Here is a 23771-nt window from a genome sequence, read left to right as displayed (position 1 = left end):
CACCAACAGCTTATGCTAAACAGCGCATCAATCATTTCACTCAAATTCCGAATGAGAAGCTGGCAGTGGTATATGAAGGCCCAAAAACATTAACTGATAATAAAAGTAACAGCAACGAAGCCCAGCTTTTAAATTCTTTGATGCTAAAACCATCCAATTATATACTGCATGTTGGCTCTATGTTCAAGCGAAAAAACATACCTGCCCTGGTTGAGGCTTTTGCTAAAATAAAAAAACAGGGATATCCTGAGCTTAAGTTGGTATTGGCGGGCCCAAAACCAACAGTTAAAACCGATAACGACTATAATCTGATTTTAAATACGATTAAACAGACCCACGTTGAGCAGGATGTAATTTTCACCGGATACTTATCTAACGAGGCATTAAGCAGCCTTTATAAAAACGCCTTAATGTATGTTTTCCCCTCACTGAATGAAGGCTTTGGAATACCGGTAATGGAGGCTTTTCATCATGACCTGCCAGTTATAGTTGCTGATAATTCCTGCCTGCCTGAAGTTGGAGGCGATGCTGTGCTAACTTTTGATCCTTTTCAGCAAGATGACCTTTATCAGAAGATGGTGTTATTATTAAATGACGCCGATTTACAAAAAACAATGATAGCTAAAGGGAGACAGCGTCTGAAGAACTTTTCATGGGAGAAGACAGCTACTGAGCTGGTAGCCTTATTTAAGATAGCCAAAGAAAAGCGTTAATAATTGGGGAGCCGACGAGGGGTATTTACTTTGAAAAAACCTCAACATGCTCATCTGTTACTTTCTCCCAGTTAAACTCACCCAATGCACGAGCCTGGGCTTTTTTTGCCAATACTAACATTTGATCGTGATTAGCTTCACAAAAATTAATTTCCTGGGTTAAAGATTCGATATTACCTTTTTTGAATTTACGAGCTGTATCCTGTACGGCGTATTCATTCTCTTCAATATCACTCACAATCAATGGCACGTTAAGGCCCATTACGGTAAGTACAACAGGTGAAAGCCCTTCTACATCTGAAGGCTGGATATAGCAATAAGCATTTGACATTAATGTATTAACATCATTGCCATAGATATAACCGGGAAATAGAACATTGGGACCGGCCATATCCTGCACCTGCTTTTCATAAGGTGAGGGGTTAGGAGAACCGCCAATGAGTACAAGCTTTTTATCAGAATTGGAATTATTGAACGCAGGTATAAGGTAATGCAGACCTTTATCTGGAATAAACCTGCCTACAAATAAATAATAATTGCCTTTTTGAATACCAAGCTGATCAAATATTTGCTCATTCCCGGCCACAACTTCCACCTCGCTTCCAAACGGAATAAACTTATAAGTTTTCTTGAATTTGTCCTCAAAAAGTTTCTTGGCAATAACGTTATCAAATATTACCTCGTTAGGAAAGTGAGCGGTGATATAGGCAGATAGTTTCAGGTACAGTTTGCCATACCATGGCCATTTATCGCGTTTCCAATCAACGCCATCCTGGCTTATAAAAACTTTTTTTCCGAATAATCTGAGCGGGAGCGCCCATATGCTGTTACCACCATTTTGTATATGTACAATATCGGCAGTATTATTTATAATAATATCAAAGGTACTCCTGAAAGAGTGCCATAGTGTATCAAATCCTTTAATTTTAGTGGTTTTAATCGTTTTAACTTTAACCCCTTTAAAGTCTTTAACATCTACAAACACATCAGGATATCTGCGGTTATAAGCAACAACGCTATGCCCCCTTTTTACAAGCCTCGGAAATAACTCCATAGCAAACTTATCGGCACCGGCGGCACCTTTTGAAGGAGGAATTGATCTGAAACCAAAAGCGGCTATTCGCATGAACCCGGAACAACTAAGAAATAATGATCTCTTCCTTTACCGGAAGCTGCACTTCTGTAGTTAAAAAATCGGTATAATAATCATTGATATATTCACGCAGGGCAATTCGCCAATCTTGCATAATGTTTAAGTTTCGCAACTCCAATTTTTTGTTAACAAGCCGCTCTGAAGGAGGGCGAGGTGCAAAATAGGTATTTTCAAAATATGATGATGTAACCTCGTGGCACCTCACCTGATTTTCCAGGCCAAGCACTTTAAGCAGTTCAAGGGCAACCCCCATTCTGGATGTTTCGCCACCGCACACCATATTGTATAAGCCCCAGTATTCTTTTTCTACCAGTAATTTAACATTCTTGGCAAAATCAACGGTATAGGTTGGGGTTCCGTCTTTATCGTTAACAATATACAGATCACGTTTTCCGGCATTAAGCTGTTTGATGATCTTATTAATGAATTTTTTGTCTTTGTCGGGGCCGCCACCCATCATCCAGCCGGCACGGCAAATAATAAATCTTTTTGCATTTTCACGCACAAATCGCTCGCCCATATATTTAGAACGCGCGTAATGACCTAAAGGGTTAGGTTCATCCCAATCGTCATAAAAATCTTTTTTGCCATCAAATATTCCGGCAGTACTAATATATAGTAATGGTATATTTAATTTATTCGCAATGAATACAGCGTTTTCTACAGAAGTAGTGTTGGTCAGATAGGTGTCGTCAGCATTAAGTTCGCAAAATTCCAAATCGGTGTATGCCCCTAAATGGAACAGATAATCAGGCTTAAAAGCCTCTACATCCTTTTTGTAGTTTTGAAAATCGCGAAAGTCCAAAAAACTAAGCCAGCTTTCATTTACATCCTTATCAGTACATTTAATTTCGTAGTCATCTTTAAATATGCGGTGAAAAGCCTGACCTAACATTCCACCCGCGCCAGCAATGTAAATTTTTTTCTTCATATAAAATTTGAAGCTATTTTACCAAGCTTAACAGCGTGTTTTAATAGCTATAAGAAAACTGTTTTTTAATAGATTTCAACCCTCAAAATTAACTTTTTTTACTACACTACCCGAATATTTTTTCTGAAAAACATTTATCATAGTATTTAACTATAAAATCACGGGTAATGCAGGTAATCCGTTATTAAAAAATAAATGAAAATACTTATTAATTCAGCCGCAAACTAAGTAAAATAATAACCGCGTCATAATAAACTTCAGTCACCTATTACTTACGTTACTTAAGCTGCTATTGATACAACAACTTAAAGATTTCGCTTTTAGTGTATCAAATATAAATTAATACAAGCATCTTTGAATTTTGTTTGTTTTTGACGTATTAGCTATCAATATGGTAATTTTATTTCATACTTCTACCTCTCAATGAATATTCTTGTTGTTAACTGGACTTGGTACCCCAGCGGGGGCGATTTTACGTATGTTGAAAATGTATGCAGGCTTTATGAGGAAAAAGGGCACAACGTAATTCCCTTTTCTATGAAGGATGAAAGAAACGCGCCCACTCCTTATGATGATTACTTTATTGAAAACATTGACTATAAAAAAGTGAAACGCAGTCTTGCTGCCGGCATTAAGGTAGTCATGAAAAGTATTTATTCATTCGAAGCTCAGCGAAATTTAGCCCGGCTACTATCAGACGTTAAGATAGACGCGGCCCATATTAACGTAATTCATCATTACATAACTCCTACTATCTTAAAAATTTTAAAGGAAAAAAATATCCCCATCATCTGGACATTTCATGAGTACACACCGCTTTGTCCGGATAGCGCGTTCGTTAGCCACGATCAAGTGTGCGAAAAATGTTTTGGAGGTGCTTTTTATAATTGTGTTACCCACACCTGTAAAAAGGGATCTGTACTGGCCAGCACCGTCGCGGCCTTAGAAAATTACGTACACAGCTACCTGAACTATTATGCTTATGTAGATCATTATGTATGTACCTCTGTTTTTATGTATGAAAAATTCAAATCATTTAACTTTTTCAAAGACAAACTGGTACAGTTATATCATGGGTACGATTATACCGAGATAGACGCTGCCAGGATAAAGCCTAAATTGAACGATGAGAAATACATTGTTTTTGTAGGGCGTTTAGAAAAAATTAAAGGAGCCCATACCGTTTTGAAGGCTATGATGGCCCACCCCAAAATTCATTTAAAAGTTATAGGTACCGGCACCCAGGAGGGTGAGTTGAAACAATTCAAAGAAGATCACCATTTAAACCAGGTTGATTTTTTAGGAAAAAAGAGCAAGCAGGAAACGCTGCAGATCATCAACGGAGCCGAATTTTTAATATGTGCATCTGAATGGTATGAGGTATTAGGTTTTACTGTGGTAGAAGCAATGGCATTGGGTAAGCCCGTTATTGGTTCGGCAATTGGGGCTATTCCAGAGATGGTGATAGATGGCTACACCGGGCTGTTATTTGAACCCGGCAGCGCCGATCAGCTTGCAGAAAAAATACAATTGCTTTACCCTAATCAGGAGCTTAAAGAACTCATGGGCCAGAATGCGCAGTTGCATATCAATCAACTTATCAATAACGATACTCATTATAGCGGTCTGCAAAAACTAATTCCGGGCCTTTGAAAACCTTATAGTAGGCAAATAGTAGGCAAACAAATAAAAATCACCTTTAGTCGTTTTAAGCCAAACAGCCATATATGCAAGCTTTATGCTGGCTATGGTTTTTGACCGATATAATATTTTATATTTGCAAACTTAGTTTAACATCAGATTTTTCATGTATAACAAATACTTACCGTACATTTTACTTTTTGCACTAAGCATTTTCTTTCAACCGATGATGGCCCAGGAATTATCCATTAGCGATATTCAAAATATAAAAGTAAGCCAGCTTAGCGACGAACAGGTAACCCAGGCATGGAAAAAACTACAAGATTCTGGTATTTCTGAGCAGGATGCTTATAAACTATTAGCTCAAAAAGGTATGCCTGCAACCGAGGTTGAGGCATTGAAAGATAGGGTTGCTTTATTGGGTTTAAATAAAAAAGCTACAGTTAAATCATCAACCCCTGAGAAGAAAAAGATAGATTTTTCACGTGATATTGATGATTCTGTAATTACACCCAAAGCTGTTAAACCTACGGCCCCTGCGCCTGCCCCACCTGCCTTAACCATATACGGAAGCGAATTTTTTAATCAATCGGCTATAAAGTTTGAACCAAATTTTTCTGTAGCTACTCCAAAAGGCTATGTTTTAGGCCCTGGCGATGAAGTAATTGTGCTGGTTAACGGCCTTAATGAAAGCTCTGTTCGGTCAAAAGTTAGCCCGGAAGGTAATTTACAGATCCCTTATGCCGGTATTGTGTATGTAAACGGATTTACCATTGAACAGGCAACGGGCCTCATCAAAAGTAAAATGACCAAAGTTTATCCGGCTTTAAATTCCGGTCAAACGCGTTTATCAGTAAACCTGGGCAATACCCGCAGCATTAAAATAACCATAGTTGGTGAAGTTAAAACCCCTGGTTCTTACACATTATCATCATTATCTACCTTGTTTAATGCCCTTTATAATTCTGGCGGCCCTAATAACAATGGTTCGTTAAGAAATATTGAGCTCATCAGGAACAACAAGGTTTTTAAAACAGTAGATTTTTATACGTTTTTAGAGCAAGGACTGCTTGACGGTAACATCAGGCTGGAAGATCAGGATGTGATACGCATACCTGTATACAAAAAAAGGGTTGGTATACGCGGCGAGGTTAAAAGACCTGCCATATACGAGCTAAAAGAGAATGAACAGTTAGAGAACCTGATCAAATATGCCGGCGGATATACGGATGTAGCTTACAAAGGTGCCGCCAAGGTTGATCAGATCAACACGCTTGAACGTGAGGTGAAGGATGTACCTGCAAACCTGTTTTCAAACTATATTCCACGCAATGGAGATATGGTTGAAATTGGAGCTATTACTAACCGCTACACGAATAGGATCATGCTGGAAGGCTCTGTTTACCGCCCGGGTATTTATGAGCTTACAGCAGGCTTTACATTAGGTCAATTACTAAAAAATGCACAAGGTTTAAAACCCGAAGCTTATATGGAACGCGGCTATATTAAAAGAACGCTTCCTAACCTCGAAAAAGACTTTATCTCGTTTAAACCAACTGATATCATCAGTGGTAAAAATGATATCCCTCTGTTACGTGAAGACTCGGTTGTAATACTTGACCGGGAGGTATTCACATCAAATCAAAAAATTACGGTGAATGGCTATGTACGTAACCCCTCTATTTTCACCTATCGAAAAGGACTCAAATTAGCAGATGCTATAGCCATGTCTGGCGGATTTGCTGATGAAGCAGCAGACCATCATGTTGAGGTGTCCAGGATCATTAAAAATGAGTCTGACAGCGTTGCTAATCAACTGGTGCATACTTTTATTGTTGATCTGGATAAATTAGAAGGTAATGCCGGCGAAATGGAGCTTCAGCCTATGGATTTTGTATATGTACCCCGCCTGGTAAATTACCGATCATTAGGTAATGTAAAAGTGAAAGGTGAAGTTGTTTTCCCGGGCGATTATGCTGTTCAAAAAAGAGACGAAACCGCACTTGATTTCCTGAAAAGAGCAGGTGGCATAACACCTTATGGCTCGCTTGAAAATGCCCAGGTTTACCGCAGAGGTATCCGTGTAAACCTTGATCTGGCTTCTACCAGTAAAGAACCCGGAGTTAATAAAGATATGATCATGTTACCGGGGGATAGCGTATATGTTCCGCGGGTTATATCTTACGTAGAGGTAAGCGGAGCTGTAAATAATCCGCAGTATATCAGCTATGCAGGCCGTAGCTTTAAATACTATATCAACGCTGCCGCAGGTACAACGCAAAACGCCAGATTGAAAGGAGCATACATTAAATATCCCGATGGCTTAAACCGCCCGGTGAGGCATTTCCTATTTTTCCGCAATTACCCTGCAGTAAAGCCAGGAAGCAAAATTGTTGTCCCTGAAAAAACGCCTGACACCAGGTTTAAAATAGGCTTTGGGGATATTGGTGGCTTAGCCGCGGTACTCACTGCAATAGTAAGTTTGGTTGCTATTATACATAAATAAACATGAACCCGCAAAGTAACGCCCCCTACCCGTATGAGCCGGAATTTTCTTTTAAAAAGCTTTTTGACGAGCGTAAAGAAGACATTAAATATATACTGACCTTTAAAAAAATACTTGCGGTGATTTTAATAGCAGGCGCGCTTATAGGCGCATTAACAGCCTGGTTATGGACACCAAGTTACACCGCCCGGTTAACCTTCGTTGTTGACGATTCTAAATCGGCAGGCAGCGCAGGAGGATTATCAGCACTTGCCGGTCAGTTTGGCTTTAACCTTGACGGGTTAGGTGGTGCGAGCGGGGTACTGGCAGGCGACAATGTGGAAGAGCTTATCAAGAGTACTAAACTGATAAAAGCAACCCTGTTATCGGCATATGATGACCACCAAACCCTGGCCGATCGGTACGCCGCGGTAAATAAACTCAATAAAAAATGGTTAAAATATAGCCTCGATGGCAAAATAACCCGCTTTCCGTTAAATGGCATTCATAATACAAGGTTACAGGATAGCTTGTTGCATGAAATGACTACGTTAATACTATCTGGCGATTTCGGCATTGCAAAACCCGACAAAAAACTAAGTTTCTTTGAAGTAAACACTACTATGAAGGATGAAAAACTGGCATTGTTGTTTTGTAACCGCATGATCAAACAGTCAACCGATTTTTTTATCAGTACTAAAACCAAAAGACTACGAAGCAATGTTGATCGATTGCAGCACCGTGCCGATAGCATTGGCGCCATTTTAAACCGTAAAACATATGCGCTATCATCTGCCAATCAAAGCCTGTTGGATATTAACCCCGCATATACAACAGCTAACGCCAATGTTGAAGTTAGGGAGCGAGATAAAATTGTACTAACAACTATTTATTCTGAAACGGTTAAAAACCTGGAATCGAGCAAAACGATGCTTGCACAGGAAACCCCAACTGTTCAGATAGTTGACGAGCCTGAAATTCCGCTAAAGAAAAATAAACTGAAATATTCAATAGCGATCCCTACAGGAATATTGCTTTCAGGAATATTATTTAGCTTATATGTTTTGATAACCAGGAAAAAGACTAAAATCTAAACGTTACGCCAAGTTCCGCATGAAGGTTGTAAACATTGTTATACGGAATATAATATTGTCCGGGATCATAATCCTTCAATATCCATTCGTAATTTAATGATTTAATTTCCTGTACTTTAGCATTAAATATTAAATTTTTATAATTCCATTCGCCATTTAGGGAAAATGCGAAATCAACCCATTTTCTATTGTTGCCGTTGATATCAGGGAAACTCTGGTTAGAAAAATCCACCATATGCTCATAGCGTTCAAGTCCTATTCCAATTTTCTTCAAACCAGACACCCAACTAACATCCATTGATTGAAGATTTCCCCCTCCACCAATACCAGCTCCTAAAATTTGTCCTTGATTGGTATGCCCAGGAGTAACACCTCCATGAAAATACCAACTTCCTGCGTCTCTGACTAATCTATCTGGTGTTTGGGAAAGCTGTGTTATTTCTGCACTAAATAGAATACGCTGATCGGGCTTTGCACTGAATGGCAACATCTTCCTTATCCCAAAAATGTAAGCTCGGGAATGATCCGGTGAGCCAAGGAAATCACGTATGTCATATGAATTATCATTCAATCCGTATTCAAAATAAACTTCTGCCTGAGCCTTATTAAAGAGCCATCGTGCGTACAGAGATGTATATTGGTCTCTCGGAAAAGGATCGCCATCATTAGTATTTACCTTTTGATAGGGCACAAAAAATGGTATATAGCCACTTAGTCCTTTAACATCATCGTGATACGCGTTAAAGGTTCTTGTTAAACCCAACGTTAGTCCATTTATCCATTTAGGATGATAATTAATGTTAAAGCCGGTAAAATATCGCCAATCATCTCGCTGAGGTGCTAATGCTGACAGATTGGTACCGTCTGGTAAAGTAGTAATCAATAACGGAGGAAAACCCGAACCATCCAAGCGGCCAGCGATAACCTGCCCTTCAAAAGAGCCTATGTAAGTTTTAATCGGATGAACGGTGTTTATAGTAAGATGTTTAAATCCCGGAGCATTATCACTCAAAATTAAAGCATTACGTATACCGGGCCCCCACCACAGATTCTCATTAGATAAGCCGAAAGAAACGGGTCCAAATGTCAACCTAATACTGCTTTGGCCCCAAAATGCTTTATTATAGGCTCCCGCTCCGTATCTTTCAGGCCAGTCTATCTTACTAAAATAGGTGTAATATGTTACTAAATCGATCCCATCATGTCCAGATGCAAAACCATTAAAATTGTTATTAGCCGCATATACAAACTCAGGTCTGAGTTGTATACTTAACGGGCCATATTTAAAGAAAAAACCGCCACTTACTAAAGTTTGATAGCCTTTGGCCGGTATCATTGGGCCATCATTCCATCCATACGGATGATTAGAATTAAACTGCTGCTGCCAGGTAAGTGGTAAAATCTGAAAAGAGCCGCGGCCATGATCAAAATTAACAGGTCTGGTGCTTACCCAGTGATCACGTTTTAAAGTGCTATCCGGATCATATACATCATGTATTGATGAATTGCTGCCAGGGAATATTGGTCGTGATGTAAAAGATAAAGAAGAATCTACTTTTCCTAATAATTGCATCCTCCGGTAGTAATCCTCTAAAACAGGAGTTCCAACCGGAAGAGATTGAGCTACAGTCCTGCCAGGTAAAAGCAATATAACAATACACGTTATATATAGTGCTAAAAATATCCTTTTCATTTAGATATAGTATTAAAATCTGTAGCTAACGCCAGCCTGAACTTGTACATTAAGCGAATTTATTCCATTAACAAAATAAGGATCGGTTGGACCGCCAGGTACTAAGTACCACTGATAGTTTATAGAGCGGATACCTTGTAACTTGGCATTAAATATTAAGTTTTTATAGTTCCATTCTCCATTAAGGGCAAAGCTTATATCAACCCAGTGCCTCCTAAAATCCTGACTATCATAAAAGGCGTAGTAATAAAAATCATTGTTATGGGCATAACGTTCTATTTGCAAGCCTATTCTTTTTAACCCCTTCACCCAGCTAACATCCAAAGATTGCAAGTTTGCACCAGGCCCGATGCCTGCTCCTAAGCTTTCTCCGCGATTAGTGTAACCCTGACGGATGCTTTTGTTTACGTACCACTCCGTTCCATCTAAAATATTATTAGTGTCATTTTCTTGGAGCGTGGACGCCTCGATGCTGACCATAATATTCTCATCACTAGCTCTGTTGACAGGTATCATTTTCCGGATTCCCCACACATACGCTCTTGATTTATCAGGCGCAAGCAAGGCCTGTGTTAAATCGGCCGATGAATTGTTGTGCCCCCATTCAAAATATATTTCAGCCTGTTCCTTTGTCCAGAGCCAGCGCATAAAAAGCGAACTTCTTTGATCTTTTTGATCAAGTGACGCATCCGGAGCTGTACTTGTCTTAATTGGCGAGAAAAATGGAAGATAATCTTTTAAACCATTTAAATTTTTGCCATACATCTGCGAGGTTTGATCAAAACCTAAAAATAAGCCAGGTATCCATTTAGGCTGCCACGTAATTATAGCGCCCGAAATGTATCGCCAGTTATTAGGTTTCGGAACGTATAGGTTTGTTCCAAAATAGATGTGACCAGGTACTATGGGTGGAAACCCGGAATTTTGTAAGGCTCCAGCAATGAGTTGTCCTTCAAAAGAGCCGATTGCTGTTTTGATAGGCTTGAGGGTATTTAATGTAAAATGTTTAAAACCAGGAGCTGAATTACTCATTAGCAATGAATTTCGTATCCCTGGCCCCCACCACAAATTTTCTGTTGATAGCCCAAAAGAAAACGATTTATAATTAAGCCTTATGCTACTTTGTCCCCAAAAAGCGCGGTTATAAGCACTGGTACCAAATCGTACCGGTAAATCAATGTTGTTGTATATATCGTAATAACGCGAAAAAATAACGTCGTAATGCCCTTGATTAAACGTATCAAAAGGCGGATTAGGAGCCGACACGAACTCTGGCCTGAGTTGTATGGTTAAAAGCCCGTATTGCATAAATATTCCGGCGCTAATAAACGTTTGCAGTCCCTTAGCAGGTATCATTGGTCCGTCATTCCAACCATAGGGATGGTCAGAGTTAAATTGGGTTTGGAGCGTTAACGGCAAAAAACTACCCTTTAGTTTTCCATCCGCTGATTGAAAATTACGATCAGCATCAAATAAATTATACTTTTTTTCAGTGGTATCAAGATAAAACGTATCGCTGCCTTTTTTTACATACGTAGGAAAAAGCGGTCTAATCGTAAAAGAAACACTCGAATCTGTATTACCAAGAAACTGTGCACGTCTGTAATAATCTTCTAAAGCCACGGTACCAACAGGCAACGATTGGGAAAAAGCAGCTAACCGCAATGAAACTAATGTTACGGTTACAACTAAAAGCTTTATGATCCTCATAAACTAATGGCTTTTATACTGATATTATCTACAGACCAGCTTTTCTCGCACTTGGGATCGGGATAATCCTTTTGATCCAATTTATCCAAACATTCAAAGGATATGCTATTACCTGCATGTTTAAAAGTCTTGGTTATTTTATACATGGTAGTTCCGTTGGGGCTGGTTTTCATACTGCAAACACCAGGCAAATCTGTTCGGTACGCACCGGACCTGGGATTGTGGTTATTATTGGGGTAATTGTCCGGATATGATTGCGGCGGACATATATTACCTTCTTTACAGTCAAGATTAGAAAAGGTAGTGTTAATATATGGGCCACCATCTATCAACATTTCCCATATAGCCGGACCATCAGGAAGCAGCTCTCCCCGCCAGTTATCATGGATATATAAATCAAAGGAAACTGTGATGAGATCATGTGCCGGTAAATTATTAAGCGATAACACAAAATCGCCGTTACTGAACTGGCCCATTACGTTCGAGCCGTTAAACTGTCCAATTATACCGCCTGTGATGTTTGTTAAATCACTTGATTCAAAATCATTATTATATATAACTACCTCACTGTGCACATGCTGTTTGCACGATAGAAAAGGAATGAGAAAAACAATGAGCGAAAGTATTTTTTTTTTCATCTAACTTACTCTAGCTATAAGATCTAACTCTTCAAAGATGGAATTTTTACTTTTAAATTCATGTACGATCTGCTTCATTGCTCTTACCACCTGCTGGTCATCGTTATTTTTAGCATGATGAATTAAGTTATAGATTTGTTTTTCTATCTCTACAAATAAGTATTCTCTTACTTTTCCAATCATAATTTTCTCATGATGAGTAGGCATGGTATTCTCACTGTCATTGAGTAACTCTTCATACAGTTTTTCACCTGGCCTTAATCCTGTAAATTCAATTTTGATATCTTGATCGGGTACTAAACCTGCAAGGCGTATCATGCGATGGGCCAATTCAATAATTTTCACTGATTTGCCCATATCAAATATGAATATTTCGCCGCCCCGGCCCATGCAGCCAGCTTCCAGAACCAACCTGCAGGCCTCTGGTATGGTCATGAAAAAGCGGGTAATCTCAGGATGTGTAACGGTTACAGGTCCGCCTTTTTCTATCTGCTGTTTAAAACGTGGTATAACAGATCCGTTTGAACCTAAAACGTTACCGAAGCGCGTGGTTATAAACCTGGTGTCTGAACGGGTAAGGTTCAACTGGCTTAAACCATTCGTAAACCTAAAATCACGATTAACCAAAGCTTTGTTAAGTGATTGCACATATATTTCGGCAATCCTTTTAGAGGCACCCATAACGTTGGTCGGGTTCACCGCTTTGTCTGTAGAAATCATTACAAACTTTTGTACTCCATGCTTTACGGATAGGTCCGCTATAGTTTTAGTACCCAAAACATTTGTTTTAATAGCTTCAGCGGGATTATCTTCCATTAACGGAACATGTTTATATGCAGCGGCATGATATACATACTGTGGCTTATATGTTTCAAACAATGATTGCATCCGCTTTTCATCTTTTACATCGCCAACAAAAGCATGAAAATTAAGTTCAGTATGTGTTTCTTTAATCTCCAGATACAGATGATGCAAAGCTGTTTCAGCCTGGTCACACATAATAATTAGTCCAGTATCAAACTTCAGCAACTGCCTTACGATCTCACTGCCTATAGAACCTGCAGCGCCGGTAATTAAAATTCTTTTACCTTTCAATTCACTTTGAATGCCAGTAATATCAATCTCTATTGATTTCCTGTTCAATAAATCCTCAATATTAATATTCTGAATTTGAGCTGGTTGTAATCTACCGCTTGGCCAAACCTCATGGGGAGGTATATTTAATACCTTAATATCATTCTCAAGGCAGATATCAACCATAGCATTTTTATGTTCAAGCGGTATGGTATAGGAAGCAAATATAATTTCATCCAACTCGTGATCCTTAATAAGTAAAGGCAAATCTTTAGCGTTTAATATTTTAACCCCATCAATTGTTTTACCAACTTTTCTTTGGTCATCATCAACAAAAGCTATGATATTTTTATTTACTTTATAATCATGGTCAAGCGTTCTTTTGGTAGCTACACCGGCTTCTCCTGCGCCATAAATTATAACTCTTTGCTTATCAAGTTTCAGGTTTTTAACGTATAAAAAAGAGTACTTTACCAGTATCCTATAAGTAACCATCAGTAAAAAGCAAGTTAAAGCATTTATAACCAATATTCCTGTTGAAATAAGTGCGGTATGAGCCCCCGCCACTGAAGCAATGTTAATCAGAAAAAATGCACCGTTAGCTATCAGTACTGATAAAAAAATCCTGAAGGAATCTTGTGCACTGGTGTACCTGATAATTCCGGCATAGGTCTTTACTGCAAGAAACACTACAGTATTTATAATTGTAAGTATAATAGCATTTTGAGCAAATGTTAGATAATCAAGATGCGAGAAATCAAAATTATACTTTATGGCATAAGATACAGTAAGAGATAAAAGGCTTATAAGTAAGTCAAGTATAAAAATGATCCAACGCGGTAGTATATTTAATCGATAGAGCAGAGCAGGTGACGTCATAGATGAATTATGTATTGGTACAGAAAACAAAGTATCATATTATAAATAAGTGTAAATCTCGATCCTAAATCGTAAAAACTACAGTTTTGGTACACATTTATAATGATCTTACCTGGTTCATTTTAAAGGAAGTAAAAATTCCCATATTTCATATTAATGTATTAAATCTTAATTATTATATTAAATAGCGGCCATTTCAAAACAAGTCAAACCCATCAAGTATCACTGATAATGAACAACTTTTATTTGATCAGATAATTTTGCTGTCATTATATTAGTTAGCAAAAGTAACAAAACTTAAATTGTTTTCATATATTAAATAAGTTAAGCTCTAACAGCGAAAATTCTGGTTGCTCCTTCAGTCATTAACCTAATCAAAACAAATATTACTACTGAAACAATTGTCATTAGTATTAGGTTAACAACTGATAGTGCTGAAATGTTTATCACAATTAAATTCACAATGCATTGAGCAATTGTATAAAGAGCTGCCACCATTAAATGCGGAGCTTTTTTTTCATTCGCCCAAAATTGGTAGAAATGGCTTCGATGAGCCTGAAAGATATTCTCTTTACGTATAATCCTAAATAAAATCGTTGTTATAGTATCCAATCCGTAGACCATCAGCAAAAACAGATAATTAAAGTTATTAGTCTTTATTATCAGTTGTAATAGAAAAAAAAGTATAATAAAACCTAAACTCACACTTCCTACATCCCCGGCAAAACACTTTGCTTTTCTTCGAAAGTTAAAAAAATTAAAAACTAAGACAGCTAAAATTGGCAAGATTAACAGATTAGTATTTGTAAAGGTTATAATAGTTTTATTAATATAGTAAAAAGTAATCAGTGTAACAAGGCCAAAGCCTCCTGTAATACCATTGATCCCGTCCATGAAATTAATGGCATTAATAATTCCAATAACAAATATAAACGCAAATAAAATCCAGTAAAGCGAAAGACTATATACACCTAACTGATTGAATAACAACGCGACAGCACCCAAGTGAAATCCAATCCTAACCTTATTACTAATTGGTTTTATATCATCTGTAAAACTTATTAAACTTATAAGGAGCAACCCGCTAAGAAAATATCCATATTGCCACCCAATGTAAAAAGGGCTTAATAACATAACAATACAAAAAATTATCCCACCACCTCTAATCGTGACCTTAAAATGCGAACTACGTTGATTTGGATGGTCAATGATCCGATATTTGTAGGCAATTCTAAAGTATCCCAGCTCGATAACGAATAATATAAAAAGAAAAATAAAAAGCGTCAATAAGTTCATGTTGTACTAACAATATTCGTCTCAAAATTAATCGTTATTAAGGGAATTAATAACGATTTTTAAACTTTAATCGGCACCGGAAATTTAATTAAGAAATTATTCAGACCCTTAAATACTCAATCATAACTAATCTTCATAATTATTACGTGATGAATCGTCAATACGATACATTCAGAATCAATTATTTTTTTTATGGTATCGTTATTTATGATTTAATAGGTGAATCTACACTTTGAATGTTTAATAATTATTAAGGCTATTTCACTATACTGTTGTTCAAGTGTTCATATAATATGATTACCTGTACAATCACAAATTGAATTTCTTCAACACCTCATTAGGTTTCCAACCCAATATCCTTTTGGCTTTTGAATCGTCAAAAGTCAGGTCAGATGTGATTTTAATTAATTTATTTCGATTTATTGGACTTTTCTTCCCTACTAAGTCGCCAATTAATGCTATCGGCCATGCAATAAAATAGGATATATTATACGGTGCTGATTTATGCATCTTTTCAGCTATTAAAACACTTAATTCAAAAAAGGACGGATGATAACCATCGGTCAGATTAAAGGTGCCTCCTATAGCCGCAACTGTAGGAATGATGGAGGCTACATCCTCAACCAGCACAATACTTTTTTTTGCTGTTCCTCCTGCAATATTAACGTAATGCCCTTTCTTAATTCCAGATATCATTGCCCCCAAATTACCCGGAGGATTAGCCGCGGCCAATAACGGCAACCGTAAAATAGTACATATAACCCCATGCCTACTACACCAATCAGTTACGATCAGTTCTGCCTGTATTTTACTTAAACCATAAGGATCTTTTGCTAATAGATGTGATTCTTCATTTATCAATGTTCCTGTTTCTAAACCATATACCGATACCGAGCTAATAAAAACAAAAGCTTTGGGTGGTGTTTTCTCTAACGCCTTAAGTAAATTATTGGTTCCTGTAACATTAACTTCAAAAAAATCCTGCTTTTCTTTTTCTGATCTCGGAACTACGTGTGCTTTACCAGCACAGTGTATTACGGTATTAAAGCTCTGATTGAGTTTAATCTCATCAAACACAAGGTCATATTTTAAATCATCATTTTCGTTGCGACCCAAACTAATCAGGGGCATATTTGATTGAATAAAATAATCATATATACCTTTTCCCAAAAAGCCAAACCTTCCAGTTATAAGATTAAAATTATTCATTGAATAGTTTTTTAAACTTCTCAAGGATATGAGATTTAGAATATTTTAGTTCTGCAACTCTCCTGGCTTTTTGTCCCATACTTGCTGCCAATGAAATATGTGAAGAATTAAGGTTGTTGAAAAAATTAAGAAGTTCGGTTTCTTCTTTTTCGTTGAATACATAACCACAGCTCTCCTTTACAACCATCCTTGCAATCTCGGTTTGCTTGTTACCTATAAATAATATAGGCTTACCGGAGGCCATAATATTATATGATTTTGATGGTACACCTAATCCGTAGAGCTCTGAAGATAACGTGACCAAACCAAAATGAGCTGCGTTCAAAAAAACATTCTGTTCCCTTCTATCCATATGGCCTGTAAAAGTTACCGAATTGATCCCGTTTCTTTGTACCTCAGCCTGAAAAAAATCTAAAAGAGCTCCCCCTCCTATAAATAAGAAATGCACTCTGGTATTTGTTACTTTTTTTATAATATTAAATAAAAATTCCAGTCCCTGAACTCTACCCAGATTTCCGGCAAACGTAAATACAACTTTATCTACCAAATCGTATTTTTGGATTACAGGATTAGTTGAAAATTCGTCAGGTTTAATATCCTCAATATTTGCCCAGTTTTCAATAATTTCAATTGATTGATCAGGTTTGGTTTTAGTACGCATCACATCATACATATCTGCCCCCAACACAATTAACAGATTAGCCTGTTTATAACTCCAATCAAATATCCTTTTGACCGTCTTATAGAATATATTCTGAGATGAATTGATAATTTTTGCTGGTATTAAGTTCTCCGGAAAAACATCATGCACCAAAATAATAAGTTTGTTATGCTTAAGCCTTTTTATTAGCGCATACAAAGGGATAATAAAAGCCGGGTTAGTTACAATAAAAACAGTCTCATCTTTTTTAATTGATGAAACTCCCTTGTAGAACATCCCCAAGCTGAGTATCATCAATCTAAAAAGCCGACCAACGATACTATTCTTACTAAAATTCGGAGTAGCTACCCGGTGGATAGTAAATTCAAATTTATTTGAATCTGAATTTGTTGTAAGCTTATCGTAACCTACCGGGCCACATATCACATGTACATCACAATTTTCAGCGGCTTTTTCCGCTATACAAGTCATGATATATGCTGTAGAGACTTCCTCAGGGTGAAAAATTTCCGAAACTATCCAAACCTTATTCCTAATCAACGCTTTAACTTTATTCACTCCAAACAACTCGTTTTACATAGTCTATATAACTTATAATTATACGGACCACTTTGTCAGAAACATTGGGCATTGAATAGTCAGCAACGCTTCTAAAATTTCTATTGGTGCCCGTTTTTTGTTTTTCTAATTGAACCAATCCCTGTAAAATCCGTTCTGTATTCATACCGACCATCATAACCGACGCTTCTTCCATCGCCTCTGGTCTTTCATGAGCATCCCTGATATTTAAGGCTCTAAAATTAAGAATCGAAGATTCCTCTGATATAGTACCACTGTCAGATAGAACAGCAAATGCATTCATTTGCAAATTATTATAGTCATTAAATCCAAGTGGTTTTAAAAACTGTATCTCCGGCCGTACTTTCATTCCTTTTGCCTCTATCATATTGCGCGTACGCGGATGGGTACTTACAATAATAGGAAACGCATATTTTTCGGCTATGAAATTTAAACTATTAATTAAACCATTAAAGTTTTTTTCGCTATTAATATTTTCTTCCCTATGTGAAGAAACCACAAAATATTTTTGCGGGCTTAAATTTAGTTTTTCGAGAACCTGAGAGCGTTTAATTTCAGCCATATAATGATTTAAAACCTCATACATAGGCGATCCGGTTTTAATTATACGATCTGCAGGTAAACCCTCTCTCAACAAATATTCCCTGGCAATATCGCTATAGGTTAAATTGATATCAGAAATATGATCTACAATTTTCCTATTAGTTTCTTCAGGAACGCGTTGATCAAAACACCTATTTCCGGCTTCCATATGAAAAATAGGAATATGGCGTTTTTTTGCTGGAATAGCGCACAAGCAGGAGTTAGTATCTCCTAATACCAAAAAAGCGTCTGGTTTTTCTGTTGCAAGTAAAGGATCAATTTTTATCAATATCTGTCCAACGGTTTCAGTAGCAGTTACGCCTGCTGCGTTCAAAAAGAAATCCGGTTTCCGAATACTCAGATCATCAAAAAAAATCTGATTCAATTCATAATCGTAATTTTGCCCAGTGTGCACAAGTACATGTTCTATTGCGTCAGAAGCATCTAATGCGGCTATAACACGCGCTAAGCGGATAATCTCCGGCCTGGTACCGACCACCGTCATTACTTTCAATTTTAATTTCATTTTGTATGTTATTCGTGTAAGATGGGTTAAACTACTTCAAAATAGGTATCCGGATCATTCGGGTCAAAAAACTCATTGATCCAAAAGTTAGTATATAACTCTCCTTCTCCTATATTTTTGATGTTATGTGTATACCAGATGGGCATATCAACATATGCAGGTTCATTTCCGTCAAGATAGTAATCCAATACTTCGTCAGTTCCTATTTTTCTTAACTGGATAAGGGCACTACCTTTGATAACTGCAAAGCGTTCAATTTTTCTGGTATGGTAGTGATTTCCTCTCGTAATACCGGGGTGAGTGGTTGAAAAGGACACCTGGCCTCCAACGTTCAATCTAATAATTTCTACAAATGCTCCCCTTGTATCAGCGTGTACAGTAAATTTTGCCGGAAAGTGATTTTTAGTATCTATATAACTCCTAAAGGTATTAAACAAATTAAGCTCAAAAGTATTCTCAAGCTTTGGAACAGATCCGGAATTGAAATATTGCGACTTGTAAGACTCTAATAAAAGTAAAATTTCAGAAACCTTTTTTTGATCAGTATATGGAATAACTAACCCATCTTTTCCTACAGATCCTCTAATCTCTTTTAAAATCGTGCTCACAAGGTCACCTACATAAATCAAACCAACTAATCCATCCTGTTCAATTCTGGGCAGTTCGTTATGGGTTAACTGATGACAAAATGTAGCTATAAAGGAATTATAATAGGGATGACCGAATGGACCAAAAACATTTGGTATAATTAAACCGGTAAATTTACCTCCGGATTTTATTGCCCATTCAGATAATGATTTCCTCCCTTGTTTTTTGCTCTGACCGTATATATTGTTTTTTTCTTCTTGAGAAGAAGAAGAAAAAAAAACATGCGCATTACTGTTACTTTTAACCAAAGCGGAGATAAGCTTGTCTACAAGGGCAACATTTGTATCGTAAATAACCTGGGGATCATTATGTCGGTTAACTGCCGCCAGATGTATGATTACATCGCATTTTGAAACAAATTTTTCTAATAATTCCTGATCGTCAAAATAATTTCGTTCATACGCTATACGCTCAAATTCTTCAGGAAATAAGCCGAGGGTATTATATAGATGTTGACCGATAAACCCTTCCTGCCCGGTTATTCCAATTCTTATTTTCATAGTACCTTTATACGTGAATTTTTAAAATAATCAAAAGGGAACAAATAATTGTCGTTTACCGCATGCTCTATAGTATAATCTCCGTAAACAATCAACTCAGAATCTGCTTTTGCTGCTTGAAGGCACGTTGCATATCCCTTAGGAACATGTAAAACATGATTACTTTCAGCATTTAAAACAATACCTATCTGTTTTAATGCGGGATCTGGATTTATCCAATCATCTATTTCCACTAACCTAATCTCAAATGCTCCTTTGAAAACATAAAACCAACGCTGCTCTATACGATGTGCCCGCCATCCCCGAATAACTGAGGTGTCATCGTGTTTAATACGATAGAACCTTTTGACAGCCTCCATATTGAAATCATTGACGAAATAGATTGTTCCGCGGAAATCACTATGATTTCCGCCAGTAATTAATCTGGGCTCTGATTTCATTAAGCGGTGTATTCGTTCACGCTCTGGCCTCCGGAAATATGTTCTTTAACTATCGTAAGGTTAGAAAGCAGCTTTTTCATACCTTCAACACCTTGCTGTATAGTATTATGAGAATGATAATCTTCAAATTTAGAAATATCTATTTCACCCTCTGAGAAATATTGAGCATAGTTTAAATTACGATTATCGGCCGGGATACGATAGAATTCCCCCATGTCTTCTGCTTTAACCATTTCTTCACGTGTGCACAAGGTTTCGTATAACTTTTCACCGTGTCGTGTTCCTATGATCTTCACGTCGTTATCGGCCTTACACAGTTCTTTTAACGCCTGTGCTAAATCACCAATAGTTCCGGCTGGTGCCTTATTCACAAACAAATCCCCTTGATTGCCATGCTCAAACGCAAAAAGCACCAGATTTACAGCATCATCCAATGACATCAGGAATCTCGTCATATTGGGATCTGTAATTGTTATTGGCTGGCCTGCATAAATCTGTTTTAAGAATAATGGTATTACTGACCCTCTTGAAGCCATTACGTTTCCGTAACGGGTTAAACAAACTGTGGTTTCCATAAGATTTCTGGATGCAGCAATAGCTACTTTTTCCATCAGCGCTTTTGATATACCCATTGCATTAATTGGATAAGCTGCCTTATCAGTACTTAAACATATTACCTTAGTTACTCTATTTGCTGCGGCGGCATCAATAACATTTTGGGTGCCAAAAACGTTAGTTTTGGTTGCTTCAATTGGAAAAAATTCACAGGAGGGTACTTGTTTTAAAGCTGCAGCGTGAAAAACATAATCAACTCCACGCATTGCCTTTTCTACACTATTGTAATCTCTGACATCTCCAATATAGAATTTCACCTTTTCACTCTTAAGATGATTTCGCATGTCATCTTGTTTTTTTTCATCTCTTGAAAAGATGCGAATCTCAGAAAAATGGTCTGTATTTAAAAACCGGTTCAATACCGCATTACCAAACGAACCCGTCCCCCCTGTAATTAATAAAGTTTTATTTTTAAGCATATCTTGTTATATAGTTATATATAATACATAATTGGAATGAGATAATTAACCCCCATTGCGCCTAACGTATTTTTTTAGAAATAATTTTCAGGTAAAAGTAAGGAAAAGCATATAAAGCTAATGAAACCTTCTCGCGTAAAGCAGAATTGATTTTGAATTTCTTACCAAGAAAACCTACAAATTGATAAAAAAATTTGCAGGTTAAAAACCCAAGCCAGACCAATTTATGATCAAATCTATTTTTAAAGTACCGGCTTCCATTTTTTATACGGTCATAATTATTTGCCCGGGCCATCAATTGTAAATATCCCTGAAATGCTGCGTTATTATTTCTGATTCTTACTTTCGTTAAATATCCATCTATAAATCCAAGCGGATACAACTCAGCTATTTTAAACCAAAAGTAAGAGTCTTCACCTATTCGTGTATCTTCCGCAAATTGTACATCTGGATGATCTTTTAAAACAGAGCGACGGATCATCACACATGGCGTGGCTATTGGGCAAGTAATAAACATTCTTGGAATAATATCTCCTTCCATTTTACAGTTTACTTTCTTTATGCCTTCATTATTATTCCAAAATCTTATATAGTTTGAATGGCTCCATGCTAAATCATTTGCTTCCATGTACTTAACTTGTACAAATAATTTTTCGGGGGTCCATAAATCATCAGAATCTAGAAATGCTATGTAGTCTCCTGATGCGTGCTTGATGCCATAGTTTCTGGCTCGCCCCGGGCCTGAATTTCCTATTTTAAAAAACTTAATGTCCTTATTTTTTTCCTCCAAATCTGTGATCTGCTCCTCCGATCCGTCATTGACAATAATAATCTCAAATTCTTTAAAGGTTTGCATCCTAACACTTTCAATAGCTTCCATAAGCCACTCCTTATTTCTATAAAAAGGAATTATTACACTAACCTTATTCAACATATTTTATTTACTTGCTATTCGATATCAACTAAAACCTAACCTATTATTCCTAGTTTCATCAATTTAATAAAGAAAAATATCTCTTCTCAACCTCTGGTAATAAATAGTTTTCAATCATTTCGGGTATAAAATTTTCTTTTAAAGTTTGCTTAGCCTCAAAAAAAGTCAAAACCTTATCCAATATTTCGGCCATGTGTATTTCCGTTTCATGAATATTTAGATTCAAAGGGTAATTGTCTAATATTTCTTTAGATGAATCGTCAATTATCGAACACACATTCAGTATTGGTTTACCCAGGTAAATATATTCAATAAGTTTGGATGGCTCTTGATACTCATTACTATTACCAATATTCACTAATACATCAGCATCCGCAAGAATAATAGGAATATCATTTCTTGGGACTAAACCATGTATAAATATTTTTTCATTCAATAAGGAGTTATATAAATTGAAAAAAGAATTACACTGAACTGTGTCGCCATAAAAATGAAGTTGCATTTCAAGATCCGGTCTATACCTGATCAATTCACTAAATAATTCCAGAACAATTTTAGGTGATCGGGTAACCGGGGTAAGCGTACCTACAAAAACCAGTTTAATCTTTGATAATTGTATTGAACGTTTTTCTCCATTAACCTCATACGGAATAAATAGATTATGATTGACAATTAATTTATTAGCAATCAAAGGATATAATAAAGCATACTTATTTTTCAGTTTATCTGTTAAAACAGTGACTTTGTCAGCAGAAGACAAGATTCTCTTTTCTAACTTATATTTTAATGAATGATATAAAGCTTTGTTATTAACCGCATCACTTAAATAAAATGGGTCTATAGTATCTGCAATCCAATTTATTCCATATTTCTTTTTTAATTTATGTCCCACCACATGATCTGTAAAAGGCCATGAAACCGTAATCAGGTTCGTAATATTTTCTTTTTCAATTAGCTCTTGAGCAAGCTTCATTGAAGGACGACGCCATAAAAATGCAAAATCAGGGAAATATATTTTTTTCCATGTTCTATCATGAATTTTCCTCATTAAACTTTCTTTAGCAATGCCAACACTTTTAGAATCGGACAATTTTTTGCCAGTGTCTTTTTTAAGAAGCTTGAATCTGATTTTTTCTACCAATGATCTGCCAGTCCGATATACGTTGACACCATTTACATTCTCAAATTCTGAAAAACCTTCTTTTTGAGCAGAAACAACAAAAACCTCAACTCCATTCATAACCCAAGCTTCCAGTACATTTTTCCATCTGTATGTATTGGGCGATTTGTCTGGATGATAATCGTAGGTGACAACTAATACTTTCAATTGCTTATTCTTTTTAGTGACTAA

The 23771-nt window shown here is 36.8% G+C and carries 19 protein-coding genes; 4 read left to right on the top strand and 15 right to left on the bottom strand.

The genetic code is table 11. The features are described 5' to 3' along the window. Nucleotides 1-713: glycosyltransferase family 1 protein (locus AAGC65_RS09980; protein WP_343112298.1), on the top strand; the 713-nt coding region annotated here is incomplete at its 5' end. A gap of 25 nt (nt 714-738) precedes the next feature. Here AAGC65_RS09980 and AAGC65_RS09975 read toward each other — a convergent pair. Both AAGC65_RS09975 and AAGC65_RS09970 read right to left on the bottom strand, forming a co-directional pair. Next, nucleotides 739-1839 carry a glycosyltransferase gene (locus AAGC65_RS09975; RefSeq protein ID WP_343112297.1) on the bottom strand — a complete coding sequence of 367 codons (1101 nt, stop codon included), beginning with the start codon at nt 1837-1839 and terminating at the stop codon, nt 739-741. A 13-nt stretch (nt 1840-1852) separates the two neighbouring features. Continuing rightward, nucleotides 1853-2797 carry an NAD(P)-dependent oxidoreductase gene (locus AAGC65_RS09970; protein ID WP_343112296.1) on the bottom strand — a complete coding sequence of 315 codons (945 nt, stop codon included), beginning with the start codon at nt 2795-2797 and terminating at the stop codon, nt 1853-1855. 423 nt (nt 2798-3220) lie between these two features. Here AAGC65_RS09970 and AAGC65_RS09965 point away from each other — a divergent pair, with 423 nt between their 5' ends. From AAGC65_RS09965 to AAGC65_RS09955, 3 genes are all read left to right on the top strand, one after another. Next, nucleotides 3221-4450, top strand: coding sequence for a glycosyltransferase family 4 protein (locus AAGC65_RS09965; RefSeq protein WP_343112295.1), 1230 nt, complete (start codon nt 3221-3223; stop codon nt 4448-4450). A gap of 154 nt (nt 4451-4604) precedes the next feature. Beyond that, complete coding sequence (locus AAGC65_RS09960) at nt 4605-6944, top strand: SLBB domain-containing protein (protein WP_343112294.1); 2340 nt, start codon at nt 4605-4607, stop codon at nt 6942-6944. A gap of 2 nt (nt 6945-6946) precedes the next feature. Continuing rightward, nucleotides 6947-8017, top strand: a complete 1071-nt coding sequence (locus AAGC65_RS09955; protein ID WP_343112293.1) for a hypothetical protein — start codon at nt 6947-6949, stop codon at nt 8015-8017. Here the strand turns inward: AAGC65_RS09955 and AAGC65_RS09950 are convergent. The 13 genes from AAGC65_RS09950 to AAGC65_RS09890 form a co-directional block, all read right to left on the bottom strand. Then, nucleotides 8007-9710: a capsule assembly Wzi family protein gene (locus tag AAGC65_RS09950; protein WP_343112292.1), complete on the bottom strand. Its 1704-nt coding sequence runs from the start codon at nt 9708-9710 to the stop codon at nt 8007-8009. The genes AAGC65_RS09955 and AAGC65_RS09950 overlap by 11 nt on opposite strands. Before the next feature lie 12 nt (nt 9711-9722). After that, nucleotides 9723-11333: a capsule assembly Wzi family protein gene (locus tag AAGC65_RS09945; protein ID WP_343112291.1), complete on the bottom strand. Its 1611-nt coding sequence runs from the start codon at nt 11331-11333 to the stop codon at nt 9723-9725. An 83-nt stretch (nt 11334-11416) separates the two neighbouring features. Next, nucleotides 11417-12058 carry a hypothetical protein gene (locus AAGC65_RS09940; RefSeq protein WP_343112290.1) on the bottom strand — a complete coding sequence of 214 codons (642 nt, stop codon included), beginning with the start codon at nt 12056-12058 and terminating at the stop codon, nt 11417-11419. Then, nucleotides 12059-13996 carry a nucleoside-diphosphate sugar epimerase/dehydratase gene (locus AAGC65_RS09935; RefSeq protein ID WP_343112299.1) on the bottom strand — a complete coding sequence of 646 codons (1938 nt, stop codon included), beginning with the start codon at nt 13994-13996 and terminating at the stop codon, nt 12059-12061. 339 nt (nt 13997-14335) lie between these two features. Continuing rightward, nucleotides 14336-15307 (bottom strand): UDP-GlcNAc--UDP-phosphate GlcNAc-1-phosphate transferase, encoded by a 972-nt coding sequence (locus AAGC65_RS09930; protein ID WP_343112289.1) that lies wholly within the window; start codon nt 15305-15307, stop codon nt 14336-14338. A gap of 309 nt (nt 15308-15616) precedes the next feature. Beyond that, the gene (locus AAGC65_RS09925) at nt 15617-16516 is read right to left on the bottom strand and encodes an NAD-dependent epimerase/dehydratase family protein (RefSeq protein ID WP_343112288.1); all 900 of its coding nucleotides are present in this window, start codon (nt 16514-16516) and stop codon (nt 15617-15619) included. Further along, complete coding sequence (locus AAGC65_RS09920) at nt 16509-17735, bottom strand: glycosyltransferase family 4 protein (RefSeq protein WP_343112287.1); 1227 nt, start codon at nt 17733-17735, stop codon at nt 16509-16511. The genes AAGC65_RS09925 and AAGC65_RS09920 overlap by 8 nt, the downstream gene beginning before the upstream one ends. Then, nucleotides 17728-18864: a non-hydrolyzing UDP-N-acetylglucosamine 2-epimerase gene (gene wecB / locus AAGC65_RS09915; RefSeq protein ID WP_343112286.1), complete on the bottom strand. Its 1137-nt coding sequence runs from the start codon at nt 18862-18864 to the stop codon at nt 17728-17730. The genes AAGC65_RS09920 and wecB overlap by 8 nt, the downstream gene beginning before the upstream one ends. A 26-nt stretch (nt 18865-18890) precedes the next feature. Next, complete coding sequence (locus AAGC65_RS09910) at nt 18891-20012, bottom strand: NAD-dependent epimerase/dehydratase family protein (protein ID WP_343112285.1); 1122 nt, start codon at nt 20010-20012, stop codon at nt 18891-18893. Then, nucleotides 20009-20452: a hypothetical protein gene (locus tag AAGC65_RS09905; protein WP_343112284.1), complete on the bottom strand. Its 444-nt coding sequence runs from the start codon at nt 20450-20452 to the stop codon at nt 20009-20011. Before AAGC65_RS09905 ends, AAGC65_RS09910 begins: the two co-directional genes overlap by 4 nt. After that, on the bottom strand, nt 20452-21486 hold the full coding sequence (locus tag AAGC65_RS09900) for a polysaccharide biosynthesis protein (protein ID WP_343112283.1): 1035 nt from the start codon (nt 21484-21486) through the stop codon (nt 20452-20454). Before AAGC65_RS09900 ends, AAGC65_RS09905 begins: the two co-directional genes overlap by 1 nt. Nucleotides 21487-21547: 61 nt before the next feature. After that, complete coding sequence (locus AAGC65_RS09895) at nt 21548-22420, bottom strand: glycosyltransferase family 2 protein (RefSeq protein ID WP_343112282.1); 873 nt, start codon at nt 22418-22420, stop codon at nt 21548-21550. Between the two features lie 58 nt (nt 22421-22478). After that, a complete protein-coding gene (locus AAGC65_RS09890; protein ID WP_343112281.1) occupies nt 22479-23747 on the bottom strand; it encodes a hypothetical protein in 1269 nt (422 codons plus the stop codon). Between the last annotated feature and the right edge of the window lie 24 nt (nt 23748-23771).

This window comes from Mucilaginibacter sp. (genome assembly GCF_039207105.1).
Taxonomy (GTDB): Bacteria; Bacteroidota; Bacteroidia; order Sphingobacteriales; family Sphingobacteriaceae; genus Mucilaginibacter.
The sequence above is the reverse complement of the archived record's forward strand: the minus strand, read 5'-3'. Positions and strand labels throughout refer to the sequence as shown.

Bases quoted from the DNA above. Each gene is read 5' to 3' on its own strand.
- AAGC65_RS09900 (WP_343112283.1), bottom strand. From the start codon at position 21,486: ATGCTTAAAAATAAAACTTTATTAATTACAGGGGGGACGGGTTCGTTT.
- AAGC65_RS09895 (WP_343112282.1), bottom strand. From the start codon at position 22,420: ATGTTGAATAAGGTTAGTGTAATAATTCCTTTTTATAGAAATAAGGAG.
- AAGC65_RS09960 (WP_343112294.1), top strand. From the start codon at position 4,605: ATGTATAACAAATACTTACCGTACATTTTACTTTTTGCACTAAGCATT.
- AAGC65_RS09925 (WP_343112288.1), bottom strand. From the start codon at position 16,516: ATGAATAATTTTAATCTTATAACTGGAAGGTTTGGCTTTTTGGGAAAA.
- AAGC65_RS09975 (WP_343112297.1), bottom strand. From the start codon at position 1,839: ATGCGAATAGCCGCTTTTGGTTTCAGATCAATTCCTCCTTCAAAAGGT.
- wecB (WP_343112286.1), bottom strand. From the start codon at position 18,864: ATGAAATTAAAATTGAAAGTAATGACGGTGGTCGGTACCAGGCCGGAG.
- AAGC65_RS09955 (WP_343112293.1), top strand. From the start codon at position 6,947: ATGAACCCGCAAAGTAACGCCCCCTACCCGTATGAGCCGGAATTTTCT.
- AAGC65_RS09940 (WP_343112290.1), bottom strand. From the start codon at position 12,058: ATGAAAAAAAAAATACTTTCGCTCATTGTTTTTCTCATTCCTTTTCTA.
- AAGC65_RS09905 (WP_343112284.1), bottom strand. From the start codon at position 20,452: ATGAAATCAGAGCCCAGATTAATTACTGGCGGAAATCATAGTGATTTC.
- AAGC65_RS09965 (WP_343112295.1), top strand. From the start codon at position 3,221: ATGAATATTCTTGTTGTTAACTGGACTTGGTACCCCAGCGGGGGCGAT.
- AAGC65_RS09970 (WP_343112296.1), bottom strand. From the start codon at position 2,797: ATGAAGAAAAAAATTTACATTGCTGGCGCGGGTGGAATGTTAGGTCAG.
- AAGC65_RS09950 (WP_343112292.1), bottom strand. From the start codon at position 9,710: ATGAAAAGGATATTTTTAGCACTATATATAACGTGTATTGTTATATTG.
- AAGC65_RS09910 (WP_343112285.1), bottom strand. From the start codon at position 20,012: ATGAAAATAAGAATTGGAATAACCGGGCAGGAAGGGTTTATCGGTCAA.
- AAGC65_RS09930 (WP_343112289.1), bottom strand. From the start codon at position 15,307: ATGAACTTATTGACGCTTTTTATTTTTCTTTTTATATTATTCGTTATC.